Below are 16,289 nucleotides of genomic sequence, written 5' to 3'. Positions count from 1 at the left end.
TTCTCATCAAAATCCGGCACCCGCGCCCAAACCCGCTTTACTTACCCCAACCCCCCACCACCCATCCGCTAAATTGTTTCAAAACTTGACGCATTTGGATCCATCCACCATATTGATAGTTAGCAAACTAACTGTATGCGAACTATCCAGTGCCTCAATCCCTCGAACAACTCCAGATGAACCTCAGCAGCAGCATGGTGGTGGGTGCCCGTAACTGGCGCAAAATCTGCCAGACCACGCTGGTGAGCTATGGCATCTCCGAAGCCTGCGCCGTGCCGTTGTTGATGATCGGCCGCTTGGGCGATGGCGTGCATCAGGTCAAGGTCGCCCAGGCGTCGGGGATGGAAAGCCCGTCGCTGGTGCGCCTGCTCGACCGCCTGTGCACCGACGGTTATGTGTGCCGCACCGAAGACGTGCATGACCGTCGCGCCAAGGCCTTGAGCCTGACCGAGCGTGGCCGCGAGCTGGTGCAAGCGGTGGAAGTGCAGCTTGTGCGCCTGCGTAAGGAAGTGTTGGCCGACATTCCCCACGGCGATATGGAAGCCGCGCTGCGAGTGCTGCGCGCCTTCGAGGCGGCGTCGCTTTGAACGGATTTTTTACCGGTTTCCCGCCCGCCCGTGATTGGTTCTACGGGGTGCGCACCTTTGCAGCCTCGATGATCGCGTTGTACATCGCCATGCTCATGCAAATGCCGCGTCCGTACTGGGCGATGGCCACGGTGTATATCGTTTCCAGCCCGTTTGTCGGCCCAACCAGTTCCAAGGCGTTGTACCGCGCCATCGGCACGTTCATGGGCGCGGCGGCGGCGGTGATTTTTGTGCCGATGTTCGTGCAATCGCCCTACCTGCTGGTGGTGGTGATTGCCTTGTGGACCGGCACGTTGTTGTTTCTGTCCATGCACCTGCGCACCGCCAACAACTACGCGCTGATGCTGGCCGGCTACACCTTGCCGCTGATCGCCTTGCCGGTGGTGGATAACCCGCTGGCGGTGTGGGATGTGGCCGAGGCGCGCACCGAAGAAATCTTCCTGGGTATCGCCGTGGCAGCGGTGGTCGGCGCGATGTTCTGGCCGCGCCGCCTGATGCCGGTGTTCGATGGCTCGGTGGCCAAGTGGTTTGCCGACGCTCAGGTCTACAGCCAACGCTTTCTGACGCGCAACGTTGAGCCTGAAGAAATCAGCACCCTGCGCGGCGGCATGGTCACTACCTTCAACACCCTCGAATTGATGATCGGCCAGTTGCCCCACGAAGGCGCCCGGCCGCAGACGGTGCGCAACACCAAGGAACTGCGCGGGCGCATGATTCACCTGTTGCCGGTCATCGATGCGCTGGATGATGCCGTGTACGCCATCGAGCATCGCGCATCGGAGTTTCTTGATCAGCTCAAGCCTTTGTTGGAAGAAGCCAACGCCTGGCTGGAAAGCACTACCGAGCAAGCACCCCTGGAACGCTGGCGCGTGCTACGCGACAAGGTCGACGCCGCTCAACCCCAGGGCGAAGCGCTGGATGACCGGCACACGCTGCTGTTCTCCAACGCGCTCTACCGCCTCGCAGAGTGGATCGACCTGTGGCAAGACTGCCGCAGCCTGCAAGCCGCCATCCAGTGCGAAAGCCAGGACACCTGGCGCGCTGTGTACCGCCATTGGCGCCTGGGCCGGCTCACGCCGTTCCTCGACCGTGGGCTGATGTTCTACTCGGCGTTTTCGACGGTCACCGCGATCATCGTTGCCTCGGTGCTGTGGATCCTGCTCGGTTGGACCGACGGCGGCAGCGCCGTGATCCTGGCCGCCGTCGCCTGCAGCTTCTTTGCCTCGATGGACGACCCGGCGCCGCAGATCTACCGGTTCTTTTTCTGGACCGCCATGTCGGTGCTGTTCGCCAGTCTCTACCTGTTTTTGGTGCTGCCCAACCTGCATGATTTTCCGATGCTGGTGCTGGCGTTCGCCGTACCGTTTATCTGCATCGGCACGCTCACCGTGCAGCCGCGTTTTTACCTGGGCATGTTGCTGACGTTGGTGAACACCTCGTCGTTCATCAGCATCCAGGGCGCCTATGACGCCGACTTCCTCAACTTCGCCAACGTCAACCTGGCGGGGCCGGTGGGTTTGCTGTTCGCCTTTGTGTGGACACTGATCGCACGGCCCTTTGGCGCTGAGCTGGCGGCCAAGCGCCTGACGCGTTTCAGCTGGCGCGACATCGTCAGCCTCACCGAGCCTGCGACCCTGGCCGAACACCGGCACATGGCCGCGCAGATGCTTGACCGCCTGATGCAGCACCTGCCGCGCCTGGCCCTGATCAACCAGGACACCGGCACCGCCCTGCGCGATTTGCGCGTGGCGCTGAACCTGCTTGATCTGCTCGCCTATTCGCCGCGCATTCTCGGCGTGCCACGGGTGCTGCTCAACCAGGTCGTCGAAGGTGTGGGCGGTTACTTCAAGGCGTGCCTCAAGGCCGGTGAACGCTTGCCCGCGCCGAGCGGTCTGCTGATGACCCTGGACCGCACGCGCCGCGCCCTCAACGGCCAGGGCCTGCAAGACGAAGACGACACCCGCCTGCATCTGCTGCATGCGCTGGCGGGCTTGCGCCTGTCGCTGCTGCCGGGCGTGGAATTTATTGGCGGCACCGAGATGGAAGCGCCGCTGCCTGATGGAGCGCCTTTATGATCGGTGATCTGGATATCAGCGGGGTGTTCCTGCCCACGCTGCTGGTGCTGATGGGCATTACGTACGTGTTGTTCCTGGTGGTGCACGGGTTGTTGACCCGTCTCCACTTCTATCGCCTGGTCTGGCACCGGGCATTGTTCAATGTGGGGCTCTACGCGCTGTTGCTGGGCGCGGTGGACTCACTCAGTCGATACCTGATGACATGAAAAAACCTTTTTTGACCATCGGCCGTGTAGTCCTCACGCTGTTGATCGTGACGTTTGCGGTCGTCGTGGTGTGGCGCATGGTCATGTACTACATGTTTGCCCCCTGGACCCGTGACGGCCACATCCGTGCCGACATCGTGCAGATCGCGCCGGACGTGTCCGGGCTGATCCAGCGCGTGGACGTGCGCGACAACCAGTTGGTGACCAAGGGCCAAGTGCTCTTTGCCGTCGACCAGGACCGCTTCAAGCTGGCGTTGCGCCAAGCCCAGGCCGCCGTGGCCGACCGCCAGGAAACCCTGGCCCAGGCCCAGCGCGAGTACAAACGTAACCGCGGTCTCGGCAACCTGGTGCCCAGCGAGCAACTGGAAGAAAGCCAGTCCCGTGTAGCCCGTGCCCAATCGGCCCTGGCCGAAGCCCAGGTGACGGTGGATTCCGCCCAGCTCAACCTCGACCGCTCGGTGATCCGCAGCCCTGTGGACGGCTACGTCAACGACCGGGCGCCGCGTACCCAGGAGTTCGTCACCGCCGGGCGCCCGGTGTTGTCGGTGGTGGACAGCAATTCCTTCCATATCGATGGTTATTTCGAAGAGACCAAGCTCGACGGCATCCACGTCGGCATGGCGGTGGACATTCGCGTGATAGGTGACAACGCTCGCCTGCGTGGCCATGTGCAGAGCATCGTTGCCGGTATCGAAGACCGCGACCGCAGCAGCGGCTCCAACCTGTTGCCCAACGTCAACCCGGCGTTCAGTTGGGTGCGCCTGGCCCAGCGGATTCCGGTGCGCATTGCCTTTGATGATGTGCCGGCGGACTTCCGCATGATCGCCGGGCGTACGGCCACCGTCTCGATCATCGGCGATAAGGTCAAAGACGGAGACCAGCCATGAAGCAGCTGTTGGCCACCGCCGCGCTGGGTGTGTTGCTGTCGGCCTGCCAGGCGGTGGGTCCGGATTACTCGCTGCCGGATAAAGCCGCGGTCAATCGTGGCGACCTGCAAGGGACGATCGCCGGTGAAGGCAACAACGTGGTGTCGGCACCGGTGCCGGCGGATTGGTGGCGGTTGTACAAGGACCCGCGCCTGGATGAGCTGGTGCGCCAGGCGATGGCCTCCAACACGGATCTGCGCGTCGCCGCCGCCAATCTGCAACGCGCGCGCTTCCAGACCCAGGAAGCTGAATCCGCAGGCGGTTGGAGCGCCGGCGCCAAGGCTGAGGCCCAGCGTTTGCAGGAGTCGGGCGAAGCGTTCTTGCTCGCGGATAAAGTGCCGGTCGCCAATATCGGCAGCGTGGGTATCAGCACCTCGTATCAGTTCGACCTGTTCGGCACCCTGCAACGCGGCATCGAAAGCGCCCAGGCCAGTGCTGACGCCGCGCAAGCTGCGGCGGATATCGCGCGTATCACCCTGGTGGCCGACGTGGTGCGTTCCTACACCCAGGTGTGCGCCGCCAATGAAGAAAAGGCCATCGCCCAGCATTCGCTCGACCTGCAAGCCGAAGGCACACGCCTGACCCAGCGCCTGCGCGACGCCGGCCGTGGCGACGAAACCCAGGTCACCCGTTCGCAAACCCAATTCAAGTCGTTGCGCGCCGATATGCCGCGTTATGACGCCGCGCGCCAGGCCGGGCTGTTTCGCTTGTCGATGTTGCTGGCCAAGCCGGTGGATCAATTGCCCGCCGGCACCAGCAGCTGCGCCGAGTTACCGCACATCGCCCAACTGTTGCCGGTGGGGGATGGCGCCGCCATGCTCAAGCGCCGTCCCGATGTGCGCCAGGCCGAGCGCCAACTGGCCGCCGCTACGGCGCGGATCGGCGTGGCCACCGGCGCGTTGTACCCGGACATCAGCATCGGCGCCACGGTGGGTACGGTCGGTATCCTCGACAACCTTGGCGAACCCGCTACCAACCGCTGGGGCTTTGGCCCGCTGATCAGTTGGACGGTGCCGACCAACGGCGCCCGTGCCCGTATCCATGAAGCCGAAGCCGCGACCCAGGGCGCCCTGGCGCACTTCGATGGTGTGGTGCTCAACGCCATTCGCGAAACGCAGACCGGGCTGGCGCAATACACCGCGTTGCTGCAACGGCGCGATGCGCTGGCCGAAGCCGAAGCCTCGTCGGAAGAAGCTGCCGACCAGACGCACCGCTTCTACCAGGCCGGCCGCGCGTCGTTCCTGGCCGATCTTCAAGCCACCGGCACCCACACCAGCATGCGCGCGCAACTGGCCGCCGCCAACACCCAGGTTGCCATGAGCCAGATCGACCTGTTCCTGGCCCTGGGCGGCGGCTGGGAAAGCGGACGAACGCAACCTGCGCCGGCCAGCAAACCCTGAGCAAATAGCTATGCTTTGACAGGCGGATCGCCGTGACGATTCGCCTGACACTGCTCGCGTTTGCTCATGGGGATTCCAATAATGAAAAACCCTTATGCTCCCGCTTTCTGGTGCGTGCTCTTCGCACTGGTGCTGTTATCGGCTGCTTATTTCTACGGCGTCATGCTGGCTCACCAACTCGACAAGGCGATGGTGTTTCTCGACAGCGCCTGCCTGGTGATCGGCACCCTGTCCATCGGCGTCGTGGCCTGGGCCTCCTACCAGAACCAACGGGTGAAGAAAAAACTCCTCGAACAAGGCAAGACCCGCGTGGCGATCTGGGACACCAAGGTCGCGTTGCGCCGCGTTGAGACCGTGTTCGACCGCTACTTCTGGGGCAGCTACTGGCAACCGGGGCGCACCTTTCAGGAAGTCATGGGCGACCTGACCGGCACGCCCCTGGAAAAAAGCCTCGAAGTCCTGAAGAAACAGTGCGTGGCTCTCGATCAGCAAGTCGCGGACGGTAGGCACTGGCTGAATAACGCGCGGGAATTGTCCGACGTGGCCACGCAAATGGCCCGTGAGCGCTACCAACTGGACTTCTGCGACCCCAAGGCCGACACCCCCGGCAATGCCGTGATACACCGCGAGTTTGAGGTGCTGGTGTACACCTGGACGGCACGCCTGAAGAGTTTCGACCACCAGTTGGATGAAATTGAGCTGGAGTATTCCTGAACTAGTGCTGATCTGATCCCTCTGAAAAGCTGGGCCGTTCGCGGCCGCCAGTGCTAATCTTCCCCCGTTTTCGGCGGGCTTGAGCCAATCCCCCACGGGGTTCAAGGAAGACAGCCCACTTCTCACAGGATTTGATCAGGTCACTTCATGAATAAGCCAGCCGTTGTTCTTTTGGGTTTCGTTGTCGCCGTCGGCGTCGTCAGTGCAGGCGGTGCCTGGTACACCGGCAAGCAGCTGGAGCCTGTGCTGCAAACGGCGGTGCAGGACGCCAACAAGGAACTGCAACGTTCCATGGCTGGCGTCGACGGCACCGTTGCCCTGGAGCTGGTGTCCCTGGACCGTGGCCTGTTCAGCAGCACCGCGCACTACCGCCTCAAGGGCCAGGGCTCGTTCTTCGGCGAGCAGAACCCGAACCCTGAGCTGCTGTTTGTCGACCATATCGAACACGGCCCGTTGCCGTTCTCGCGCCTGGTGTCGCTGAAGTGGCTGCCGGTCATGGCCACCAGTCACTATGAGCTGGAAAAAAACGCCACCACCGACAAATGGTTCGCCGCCGCCAAGGACGTGTCGCCGCTCAAAGGCGTGGCCAATATCGGCTACAGCCGCTCGGTCACCGGCAACCTCGAATTGCTGCCGCTGGAATTCAAGGACGAGACCTCCTCGGTGAGCTTCTCCGGCCTGAACCTGGACTTCGACAGCACCGCCGAGGGCAAGAAGGTCAAGGTGGATGGCTACATGAACAGCCTCAAGCTGGATGTAGTCGACGCCAATGGCGCGCCGTTCAACGCCGAGCTCGCCGGCCTGACCGTGGCCAGCAACCTGGAAAAATCCACCTTCGGCTTCTACACCGGACAGAACACCGTAGAACTGAGCGATACCAAGCTTACCTTCGGCCCGCAGAAAGCCGTGCTGACCCTCAAGGGCTTCGAGCAAAAAGACACCAGCGAAATCAAGGACAACAACATGTCCGGTCGCGTCGACTACAAGATCGACGAGATTGGCTATCAGGGTAAACCGGTCGGCTCTGCCGCCATGGCCCTGAGCTTGAAGAACATCGACGTGCCGTCCGGCCTGGTGCTGACCAAGCTGTATCAAGACAAAATGCAGCCGGTGCAGGCCGCTGCCGCCGCCGGTCAACCGGTGCCTGAGCTGCAACTGACCGAAGCCGAGCAGACCCTGGCAGAAGCCAACGTCAACCAATTGCTGGCCGCCAAGCCGCACCTGGCGCTGGAAAACCTGTCGCTGAAAACCACCCACGGCGAAAGCAAATTCAACCTGGTGCTGGACCTGGCCAAACCGACCTCCATGGAGCTGCCACCGGTTGAACTGGGCAAGCAAATGGTCTCGCTGCTGGACGCCAACCTGACCCTGTCCAAGCCAATGATCGCCGACGTTGCCGCCCTGCAAGCACAGGTCGGTGGTGTGACCGACCCTAAAGCCATCGAGCAGCAATCCCAGATGGCCAGCGAGATGGTCAGCGGCATGGCGGTCGGCACACAGCTGGCAACCCTGGTCGGCAGCGACGTGGTGTCCAAGTTGCATTACGCCAACAATGAAGTGACCTTCAACGGCCAGAAGATGACCGTCGAGCAGTTCATCGGTTTCGTGATGTCCAAGGTCGGTGCGGTCGGCGGCGCGCAGTAAAGATTTCGCCATCGCCCAGAAATAATTAATGGGGGAGCGGGGTTGTCCGCGATAAGGGTCAAAAGGCCGGCACTCATGTCGATTAGCCACCCTTCATCGCAGGCAAGCCCGCTCCCCCATTGGCTTTTCAGATTTGTAGGGCAATTCTGAACAATTGTTATGAATTGTCCTTTTTCATACAGGCGTCGGGGATAGTTCATACAGGAAAGCTAGGTCGGGTCACGAGACGCCGACACCCTGATGCAAATTGCTCAGGACCACCTATCGTTACAGCTTTCCGTGTGTAAGGAAGCTCACGATATGCTGCGAAACCTCCCACTCAGTGCCTCAGGCCGGTTACGGCTGCTCATCGGGGTAACCTTGTGCAGCCAGTTGCTGATGCCCACCTTCGCCATGGCCGACCCGGCTTATGACGCCCTGATCATCCAGGCGCGCAACGGCAATTTCACACCCGCCTTGACTCAACTGCGCCAACTGCCTGCCGAGCGCCAGACGCCAGGCCAGATCAGCGACCACCTGGTGATCGCCGGTTGGGCCGGCCAGGATGCCGAAGTGCTCAAGGTGTATGAGGCACAGGGTCAGAATCGCAACTTGACCGCCCAGGCGCTGGCCACGGTCGCGCGCACCTATCGCAACCAGAAGCAGTGGGCGCAGGCCGAGGCGGTCTATCGTAAGGCGTTGCTGCGGGAGCCGAACAATATCGACCTGCAGCTGGGCATGGCCCTTACCCAGGCCGACGGCGGCCAGGCCAGCGAAGCCGTACAACGCACCCGTGCGCTGGTAGCCGCCAAGCCCGATGACCCCAACCGGCGCATGGCCCTGGGTTACGCGCTGACCCGTGCGGGCTTGCAGTACGACGCGTTGTTTGAATTCGACCAGGCGTTTATCCGCGCCGGTGACAAACCAGAAGTAGCCCGCGAATACGTGGTCGCCCTGCAAAAGGCGCGTCTGCCCGAGCCTGCACTGCGCCTGTCCGCCCAGCGTCCCGGCCTTGTCGATCCGGTGACCCAGCGTCGCCTGGAAGGTGACCTGGCCGCCGAGCGCGTGCGCATGGCCGAGTTCGCCACGCGTACCGAGAAAGAACGCTATGTCATCGCCGATCGCGCGTTGCAGGGTTATGACCAGCTCCTCACCCGCTGGACCCCGGACCCCACGGCCAAAGACGACGTGGTGCGCTGGCGCATCGACCGCCTGGGTGCGCTCAAGGCGCGGGCACGCACCGCCGAGGTGATCCGCGAGTACGAAACCCTCCAGGCCGAAGGTGTGCAGTTGCCCACCTATGCAGTGCGTTGGGTGGCTGCGTCCTACCTCGACCAGCGCCTGCCGGAAAAGGCGGCGCCGTTGTATCGCCAAGCACTGAGCGCGCCCGATGCGGACGTGGGCGATCGTGTTGAAGACAGCACCGCTTTGTTCTACGCCTTGCTCGAAAACGACCAGGTGGATGAAGCGCGGGCGGTTGCCAAGAACCTGGCCGACAACCAGAAACCGCGTGTTGAACTGAAGGGGCTGCCGATCGGCAACCCTAACGATGAATGGATGGACGCCCAACAATTGGCCGCCCAGGCCGGCACCTATGGTTCCGATCTGCCGTCCAGTGAGAAGGCGCTTGAAGAACTGGTCGGCAAGGCCCCAGGCAGCATCGGTCTGCGCCTGGCGCAAGCCGAGATGTACCGCGCCCGCGATTGGCCACGCCGCGCCGAGCGTTCACTCAAGGAAACCGAAGCGCAAAGCCCGCGTGACATCGGTCTGGAGATGTCCCAGGGCTTCACGGCGTTGGACCTTCAGGAATGGCGTCAGCTCGATATTCTTACCGACGACGTGGTGGCCCGTAACCCGGACAACCGCCAGGTGCAGCGCCTGCAACGCCTGCGCGATGTCCACGACATGGCCGAGCTGCGGGTCGAGGCCTACACCGGGAAAAGCTTTGGTGGTGGCAACAACGGCGATGCCGGTGCCGTCTCGGGTAGTCGAGACTGGGGCATTGAAAGCCGCATCTACACGCCGCCCATCGATGAAGATTGGCGCGTGTTCGCCGGTGCCGGCTATGCCACTGCCGACTTTGAAGAGGGCACTGGCCATCACCGTTGGCAAGTGGTCGGCGTAGAGCGCCGGACCCGCGACATGACCATTGAAGCCGAGGTCTCCAACCACTCCTACGGCGATGGCTCCAAACAAGGCGCTGCCGTGTCGATTGCCCGCGACATCAACGACAACTGGCAATACGGCGGCAGCCTCGGCTACCTGCTGTCCACCACGCCGCTGCGGGCGTTGAATGAAGGGATCACGGCCAACGGCGGCAGCGGTTTTATCCGCTGGCGCGCCAATGAAAGCCGCGAGTGGAAACTGACCCTCAGCCCGTCCCATTTCAGCGACGGCAACGACCGCTTCGAAGCCTTGCTCAGCGGCCGCGAAGGCCTCTACAGCTCGCCCAAGGTGCAAGTGGACCTGGGCCTGGAAGTGGGTGCCAGCCGCAACAGCAAGGAGGACACGATCTACTTCAACCCGAAGTCAGACTTCACCGTGTTGCCTGTCCTCAACATCAATCATGTGCTCTATCACCGCTACGAGACCCAGTGGAGTCAGCAGTTCCAGGTCGGTGCGGGTACGTATAGCCAGCAGGATTATTCCACCGGTGGCATCGGTCTGGTGGGCTACGGCCAACGCTATCGCTGGAACGATGTGCTGGAAGCCGGCGCCAACCTGAGCCTGATCAGCCGACCTTACGACGGTGATCGCGAACGCGATCTGCGTCTGCTCGTCGACCTCACTTACCGTTTCTAGAAGAGCCTGACCATGACCGTCCTCAGCCGTTGCTTGTTGATTCTGGGCGTAATGCTGGCCAGTGCCTGTGCCCAGCAACCCGCGCCTTTCACTCCACCCGCCGAGCGGCCGACCCCGGCCAACGAAGCGCCGTGGCCGAAAAACCATTTCCTGGGCATTGCCTACCATGACGTCGAAGATCGCGACCCCGATCAGGCGGTGGTGGCGGTGCGCACCGAGCGTTTGATCGAACAGTTGGCCTGGCTGCGCGAGAACGGCTACAAGGCGGTCAGCGTCGACCAGATCCTGGCGGCCCGCAACGGTGGGCCTGAGTTGCCGCCCAAAGCGATCATGCTCAGCTTTGACGATGGCTATTCGAGCTTCTACACCCGTGTGATGCCGATCCTGCGGGCCTATCGCTGGCCGGCTCTGCTGGCGCCGGTGGGCTACTGGATCGACACGCCGATGAACCAACCGGTGGACTTCGCTGGCCAGCCACGGCCGCGTGGCGAGTTCCTGACCTGGCAGCAGATCCGCGAAGTCTCCCAATCGGGCCTGGTGGAAATCGCCGCGCACACCGACAACAACCACAAGGGCATCCTGGCCAACCCCCAGGGCAACCTGGAGCCGGCGGCGACCTCGCTGCGTTTTGATCCGGCCACCGGGCGCTATGAAAGCCAGGCGCAATTCGATGCGCGGATGCGTGCTGATGTGGTGGCGATCTCCAACAAGATCCAAAGCGTCACCGGCAAGAAACCACGGGTGTGGGTGTGGCCTTACGGTGCCGCCAAAGGCACCTCGCTGGCGATCATTGGCGAGCAGGGCTACCAGATGGCCCTGACCCTGGAAGATGGCCTCGACAGCTCCAGTGACCTGATGAACAGCCCACGCTTCCTGGTCGCCTCCGACCCGGATGGCGAGCATTTCGCCAACAGCATGGTCGCGGTGCAAACCAAGGCGCCGATGCGCGTGTTGCATGTGGACCTGGATAACGTCTACGACCCGGACCCGGCCCAACAGGCGCGCAACCTCGACCAGCTTGTGCAACGGGTGGTGGACATGGGCGCGGGCACCGTGTTCCTGCAAGCCTTCGCCGATCCCAAGGGTGACGGCCTGGTGCATTCGGTGTACTTCCCCAACCGCCACTTGCCGGTACGCGCCGACCTGTTCAACCGCGTCTCCTGGCAGTTGCACACCCGTGCCCATGCCAGCGTGTATGCGTGGATGCCGGTTCTCAGCTTCGCCCTCGACCCCAAGCTGCCCCGCGTAACGCGCTGGGACCCGAAAACCGGCCAGGTCGGCCTCGACCCGGACCAGTACAAACGCCTGTCGCCGTTCGACCCGCAGGTGCGCAAGATCATCGGTGAGATCTACGAGGACCTGGCGCGCAACAACGCCATCGACGGCGTGCTGTACCACGACGATGCGGTGTTCAACGATTTCGAAGATGCCAGCCCCGCCGCGCTCAAGGCCTATGCCGCTGCGGGCCTGCCGGACACCATTGAGGCGCTGCGTGCCGATACGGCCGTGATGCAGCGTTGGACCCGCTTCAAGAGCCGCTACCTGATCGACTTCACCAAGGAGCTGACTGCCAAGGTCCGCGCCATCGGTGGGCCGCAAATACTGACCGCGCGCAATATCTTCGCCGAGCCGATGCTCAACCCCGGCAGCGAAGCCTGGTTTGCGCAGAACCTGGATGATTTCCTGCAGACCTATGACTGGACCGCGCCCATGGCCATGCCGCTGATGGAAGGCCAGGAGTACAGCAACTCCAATGCCTGGCTGGAGAAGCTGGTCGCCACGGTCAAGGCACGCCCCGGTGCCATGGAGCGCACCGTGTTCGAACTGCAAGCCAAAGACTGGCGCACCCAGGCCGCACCGGACATCAACGCCAAGCAAATGGCTGAATGGATGGGTGTACTCAAGCGCCAGGGTGTCACGAGTTTTGGCTACTACCCGGACAACTTCCTGGAAAACTCCCCGGACCTGAAGACTGTGCGTCCGGCCCTTTCCAACCAATGGAACCCTTGACCATGTTCGACAGACTCTTGGCTTTATTCGTGCTGGCATTGGTATTGGGTGTGCCCCTGGGCCTGATCTTCCTGGTCACCGGGCAGTTCCTGATGGACTTTGTGTTTTTCTACCCGCTGTTCATGTCGGCGTTGTGGATCGCAGGCGGCCTGTATTTCTGGCTGCACTGGGAGCGCCACTGGCCCTGGAAAGAAGACACCCCGGCGCCGACCTTGGCCGGCAACCCGCTGATCTCGATCATCATCCCTTGCTACAACGAAGGGGATAACGCCGCCGACACCATCCATGCGGCACTGGGTCAGCTCTACCCGAACATCGAAGTGATCGCGGTAAACGACGGTTCCAAGGACAACACCGCCGCCGTACTCGACGCCCTGGCGCTGGAGAACCCGCGCCTGCGCGTGCTGCACCTGGCGCAGAACCAAGGCAAGGCCGTGGCCTTGCGCATGGGCGCCGTGGCGGCGCGCAGCGAGTTCCTGGTGTGCATCGATGGCGACGCGTTGCTGGATAAAAACGCGGCGGCCTACATGGTGGCGCCCATGCTGGATAACCCGCGCCTGGGTGCTGTGACCGGCAACCCGCGCATCCGCACACGCTCGACCTTGATCGGCCGCGTGCAGGTCGGTGAGTTCTCTTCGATCATCGGTTTGATCAAGCGCACGCAACGGGTATTTGGCCGGATCTTCACGGTGTCGGGTGTAGTGGTCGCGTTCCGTAAAAAGGCGCTGGACCGCATCGACTACTGGAGCACCGACATGATCACCGAGGACATCGATGTCAGTTGGAAGCTGCAGCTCGATCACTGGAGCATCTTCTACGAGCCCCGCGCCCTGTGCTGGATTCTGATGCCCGAAACCGTCGGCGGCCTGTGGAAACAACGCCTGCGCTGGGCCCAGGGCGGCGCCGAGGTGCTGTTCAAGAATATCCGTGGCATCTGGCAATGGCGTCATCGCTACCTGTGGCCGCTGTTGTTCGAATACTGCCTGTCCACCGGTTGGGCGTTCACCTTCCTGTTGTCGGTGATCTTCTGGGGCGTGGGTAAATTTATCCCGCTGCCTCAAGCGATTGCGGTCGACTCCCTGATGCCTCCGGCGTTCACCGGCCTGGTATTGGCCATGGTGTGTCTGCTGCAGTTTGCCGTGAGCATCATCATCGACCGCCGCTACGAGAAGGACTTGTGGAAAACCCTGTTCTGGACCGTGTGGTACCCGATGGTGTTCTGGCTGGTCAGCCTGTTTACCACCCTGGTCAGTTTTCCCAAGGTGTTGTTCAACCAGCATCAGAAGCGTGCGCGCTGGGTCAGCCCGGATCGCGGCATCAAACCCACTGAAGAGGAGGCGTGATCATGAAACTGGTCAGAACTCGCCAACGGCTGGTGATGTGGATCATCGACGTGCTGTTGACCCTGATGGCCTGGGCCGGCCTGATTTGGTTGCTGGCACGTGGGATCAGCTCGATGTTGGAGACTCACGATGGCCCGCGTATCGACGCGCCGATTTTTGCCGCGCTCAATACCTTGCAGGTGTACCTGTGGATTGCATTGTTCAACGCCGTGATCCTGGTCACCTGGGCGCGCTACCAGCAACGCAAAGGGCGCAAGTTTGCCCAGCGTCGCGCCGAGGCCAAGGCGCTCACCGATAAGAACCTGAGCGAGAGCTTCAGTCTGGGCGAAGGTGACCTGGAGCAACTGCGTCGGCCTGGGGTACTGGTGATCCACAACGATGAGGACGGTGGTGTGGCGCAGGTCAAATCCCATGTTTCCCGTGATGTGGAAAAGCCCGGGCTGACCCTGGTGCCTGGCAAGGACCAGAACAAAGACGCTGGCTAAGAAACACGCAGGAAGATCGTTCCCACGCAAGGTGGGAACGATCCGGTTTAATCCCGACAAATGGGATCCAATTCACAAAACCTCCGCGAACTTTTCTGCTTTTTCCGGTACTAACCTATCTCGGCAATAACTTGATGGCCAACTAATGGCAATTTATAAGTTGTCCGACGAATCGCGATCAATAGTGCTGCCGCTTGTCGGAATAATAATTCCAGTGACAGGCCATGTATCTCTTTGATTATTTTTAGTTGTTATTAATCAACAACTTGCATGATTAACTAGTACGAATGTGCAACTAACTCTTGTTTTTGAGTTGGCGCAAGTTCGATGTTAGTTTGCCGGCCCTTGATTTTCGATGGATCGAACATGTCTTTGTTACTGCCACGGACTCGGTATCTGCTGTGCACTTTCCTGCTCGCCTATTTGAGCCTGAACAGCGCCACGGCCGCTCCTACGCCTGGGGATCAGGACCTGATCCGCGACCGCCAGAACCGCCTCCTCGAAGAGCAGCGCCGGCGCCTGGAAGAGCTGCAAGACCTGCCCGGCAAAGGCACCCAGCCCCAGGCCCCGGCGCTGCCGGCGGACACCCGTTGCTTTCCCATCCAGGACATCGAACTCAAGGGCGCGGACAGCCTGTCCGGCGGCGACCGCAGACTGCTGCTCAAACCCTATGTCGGCCAGTGCTTGGGCGTTGCACAGCTCAATGAATTGCTCAAAGTCATCACTGACTACTACATCGCCAAGGGCTGGGTCACCAGCCGTGCCTACCTGCCGCAACAAGACCTCTCCAGCGGTCATCTCCAGGTGCTGGTGGTCGAAGGCAAACTCGAAGGTTTGAAGGGCGCACAGGGCAGCAATGTGACTGATCGCGAACTGGCGATGGCATTTCCCGGCAAGGTCGGCGAGGCGCTGAACCTGCGGGAAGTCGAGCAACTGGTGGACCAGCTCAGTCGCTTACCCTCCAAGCAGGCGCAGATGGAATTGACCCCTGGCAGCCAGGTCGGCGGCAGTGAAGTGCGGGTCAAAAACACGCCACAAAAGCCCTGGCGTGCCAGCCTGTCACGCAACAACGACGGCCAGAAAAGTACCGGCGAACAGCAATGGGGCGCGGGCCTGGAATGGGACAGCCCGTTAGGCCTGGCCGATCAGCTGATTCTGCGTGGCGGCCACGACGCCCTCAGCGACCACCAGAAAACCTCGAAAAGCAGCATGCTCTATTACAACCTGCCGTGGGGCTGGTGGAACTTCAGCTACAGCTACAGCGAGAGTGAATACCGCACCTTCGGCAGGGTCGATGACTTCAAGTTCAAGCAGAACGGCGACAGCCAGAACCACCAACTGCGCGCCGAACGCGTGATCCATCGTGACGATGTGAGCAAGACCTCGGTCAACGTCGGCCTGACGCACCTGCGCACCAACAACTACGTGCTCGACGCACGCCTGCCGACCAGCAGCAACCGTCTCAGCGAGCTCCAGGTCGGCCTCACCCACGGCCGGCGTATCGGCAGTGCCTTCGTCAACTTGGACGTGGGCATGCAAAACGGTATCGGCGCCTTTGACGCGCAAAGCAATCGGCAAGAACGGGACGCCCAGGGCAACCTCACGGCGACGCCGCGCTATCGCAAATACACCGCCACGATGAGCTACCTGCAACCCTTTACGTTGTGGGGTGAGTCGTTGAGTTTTTCCAGCCTCGCCACCGGGCAACGCAGTGAAGACGTCCTGTATTCACCGCAACGCATGAGCCTGGGAGGGTCCTACTCGGTGCGCGGTTTCAAGGACCAGCAACTGAACGGCGACAGCGGTGGCTACTGGCGCAACGAAGTGCGCTGGGCGCGACCGGTCACCCTGGACTGGATGCGTCCGGCCTTCGCCGAATACGGCGCCAGTGTCGGTTATGACCAGGGCGTGATTCGCAACGATCGCTACAACGATGACGAGCATGGGCGCGTATCGAGTAATTCCGTCGAGCTGTTCGCCCGCGGCAAATACGTCAGCACCAGTGTGACCTTTGCCCATTCCCTGGAGCGACCTGGCGTGGTGACCGAGCGCGAAGCGCCGATCTATTTCCGCCTGGATTTCTTCCTGTAATTCAACGCCGCTGCCTTGAGATTTAAG

General features: G+C 61.8%; 12 protein-coding genes. All 12 read left to right on the top strand.

Annotation, left to right across the window (positions count from 1 at the left end):
- The first annotated feature begins 176 nt into the window (after positions 1-176).
- Complete coding sequence (locus tag ACP7BX_RS27325; protein WP_314524219.1) at positions 177-587, top strand: MarR family winged helix-turn-helix transcriptional regulator; 411 nt, start codon at positions 177-179, stop codon at positions 585-587.
- On the top strand, positions 584-2,662 hold the full coding sequence (locus tag ACP7BX_RS27320; protein ID WP_426130698.1) for an FUSC family protein: 2,079 nt from the start codon (positions 584-586) through the stop codon (positions 2,660-2,662). The genes ACP7BX_RS27325 and ACP7BX_RS27320 overlap by 4 nt, the downstream gene beginning before the upstream one ends.
- A complete protein-coding gene (locus tag ACP7BX_RS27315; RefSeq protein WP_010214247.1) occupies positions 2,659-2,868 on the top strand; it encodes a DUF1656 domain-containing protein in 210 nt (69 codons plus the stop codon). Before ACP7BX_RS27320 ends, ACP7BX_RS27315 begins: the two co-directional genes overlap by 4 nt.
- Positions 2,865-3,755 carry an efflux RND transporter periplasmic adaptor subunit gene (locus ACP7BX_RS27310; protein WP_038842430.1) on the top strand — a complete coding sequence of 297 codons (891 nt, stop codon included), beginning with the start codon at positions 2,865-2,867 and terminating at the stop codon, positions 3,753-3,755. Before ACP7BX_RS27315 ends, ACP7BX_RS27310 begins: the two co-directional genes overlap by 4 nt.
- On the top strand, positions 3,752-5,194 hold the full coding sequence (locus tag ACP7BX_RS27305; RefSeq protein WP_426130701.1) for an efflux transporter outer membrane subunit: 1,443 nt from the start codon (positions 3,752-3,754) through the stop codon (positions 5,192-5,194). The genes ACP7BX_RS27310 and ACP7BX_RS27305 overlap by 4 nt, the downstream gene beginning before the upstream one ends.
- Before the next feature lie 81 nt (positions 5,195-5,275).
- Entirely contained in the window at positions 5,276-5,908 is a 633-nt protein-coding gene (locus tag ACP7BX_RS27300) for a hypothetical protein (RefSeq protein WP_033900124.1), read from the top strand.
- Positions 5,909-6,055: 147 nt separating this feature from the next.
- On the top strand, positions 6,056-7,552 hold the full coding sequence (locus ACP7BX_RS27295) for a YdgA family protein (RefSeq protein WP_426130703.1): 1,497 nt from the start codon (positions 6,056-6,058) through the stop codon (positions 7,550-7,552).
- A 300-nt stretch (positions 7,553-7,852) separates the two neighbouring features.
- The gene (gene pgaA / locus ACP7BX_RS27290) at positions 7,853-10,333 is read left to right on the top strand and encodes a poly-beta-1,6 N-acetyl-D-glucosamine export porin PgaA (protein WP_426130705.1); all 2,481 of its coding nucleotides are present in this window, start codon (positions 7,853-7,855) and stop codon (positions 10,331-10,333) included.
- Positions 10,334-10,345: 12 nt separating this feature from the next.
- On the top strand, positions 10,346-12,343 hold the full coding sequence (pgaB, locus tag ACP7BX_RS27285) for a poly-beta-1,6-N-acetyl-D-glucosamine N-deacetylase PgaB (RefSeq protein ID WP_426130707.1): 1,998 nt from the start codon (positions 10,346-10,348) through the stop codon (positions 12,341-12,343).
- A gap of 2 nt (positions 12,344-12,345) precedes the next feature.
- Entirely contained in the window at positions 12,346-13,686 is a 1,341-nt protein-coding gene (pgaC, locus tag ACP7BX_RS27280; protein WP_426130709.1) for a poly-beta-1,6-N-acetyl-D-glucosamine synthase, read from the top strand.
- A gap of 2 nt (positions 13,687-13,688) precedes the next feature.
- Complete coding sequence (pgaD, locus tag ACP7BX_RS27275; protein WP_314524228.1) at positions 13,689-14,171, top strand: poly-beta-1,6-N-acetyl-D-glucosamine biosynthesis protein PgaD; 483 nt, start codon at positions 13,689-13,691, stop codon at positions 14,169-14,171.
- A gap of 366 nt (positions 14,172-14,537) precedes the next feature.
- Positions 14,538-16,262, top strand: a complete 1,725-nt coding sequence (locus ACP7BX_RS27270; protein WP_426130711.1) for a ShlB/FhaC/HecB family hemolysin secretion/activation protein — start codon at positions 14,538-14,540, stop codon at positions 16,260-16,262.
- The last annotated feature ends 27 nt before the right edge of the window (positions 16,263-16,289 follow it).

The sequence above is a fragment of the Pseudomonas sp. DWP3-1-3b3 genome, from assembly GCF_049896305.1.
In the GTDB taxonomy this organism is placed as follows: domain Bacteria; phylum Pseudomonadota; class Gammaproteobacteria; order Pseudomonadales; family Pseudomonadaceae; genus Aquipseudomonas; species Aquipseudomonas azotoformans_A.
This window is presented reverse-complemented; position numbering and strand designations above follow the sequence as displayed.

Coding starts and splice junctions, on each gene's coding strand:
- ACP7BX_RS27325 (WP_314524219.1), top strand. CDS start 177: ATGAACCTCAGCAGCAGCATGGTGGTGGGTGCCCGTAACTGGCGCAAA.
- ACP7BX_RS27315 (WP_010214247.1), top strand. CDS start 2,659: ATGATCGGTGATCTGGATATCAGCGGGGTGTTCCTGCCCACGCTGCTG.
- ACP7BX_RS27310 (WP_038842430.1), top strand. CDS start 2,865: ATGAAAAAACCTTTTTTGACCATCGGCCGTGTAGTCCTCACGCTGTTG.
- ACP7BX_RS27305 (WP_426130701.1), top strand. CDS start 3,752: ATGAAGCAGCTGTTGGCCACCGCCGCGCTGGGTGTGTTGCTGTCGGCC.
- ACP7BX_RS27300 (WP_033900124.1), top strand. CDS start 5,276: ATGAAAAACCCTTATGCTCCCGCTTTCTGGTGCGTGCTCTTCGCACTG.
- ACP7BX_RS27295 (WP_426130703.1), top strand. CDS start 6,056: ATGAATAAGCCAGCCGTTGTTCTTTTGGGTTTCGTTGTCGCCGTCGGC.
- pgaA (WP_426130705.1), top strand. CDS start 7,853: ATGCTGCGAAACCTCCCACTCAGTGCCTCAGGCCGGTTACGGCTGCTC.
- pgaB (WP_426130707.1), top strand. CDS start 10,346: ATGACCGTCCTCAGCCGTTGCTTGTTGATTCTGGGCGTAATGCTGGCC.
- pgaC (WP_426130709.1), top strand. CDS start 12,346: ATGTTCGACAGACTCTTGGCTTTATTCGTGCTGGCATTGGTATTGGGT.
- pgaD (WP_314524228.1), top strand. CDS start 13,689: ATGAAACTGGTCAGAACTCGCCAACGGCTGGTGATGTGGATCATCGAC.
- ACP7BX_RS27270 (WP_426130711.1), top strand. CDS start 14,538: ATGTCTTTGTTACTGCCACGGACTCGGTATCTGCTGTGCACTTTCCTG.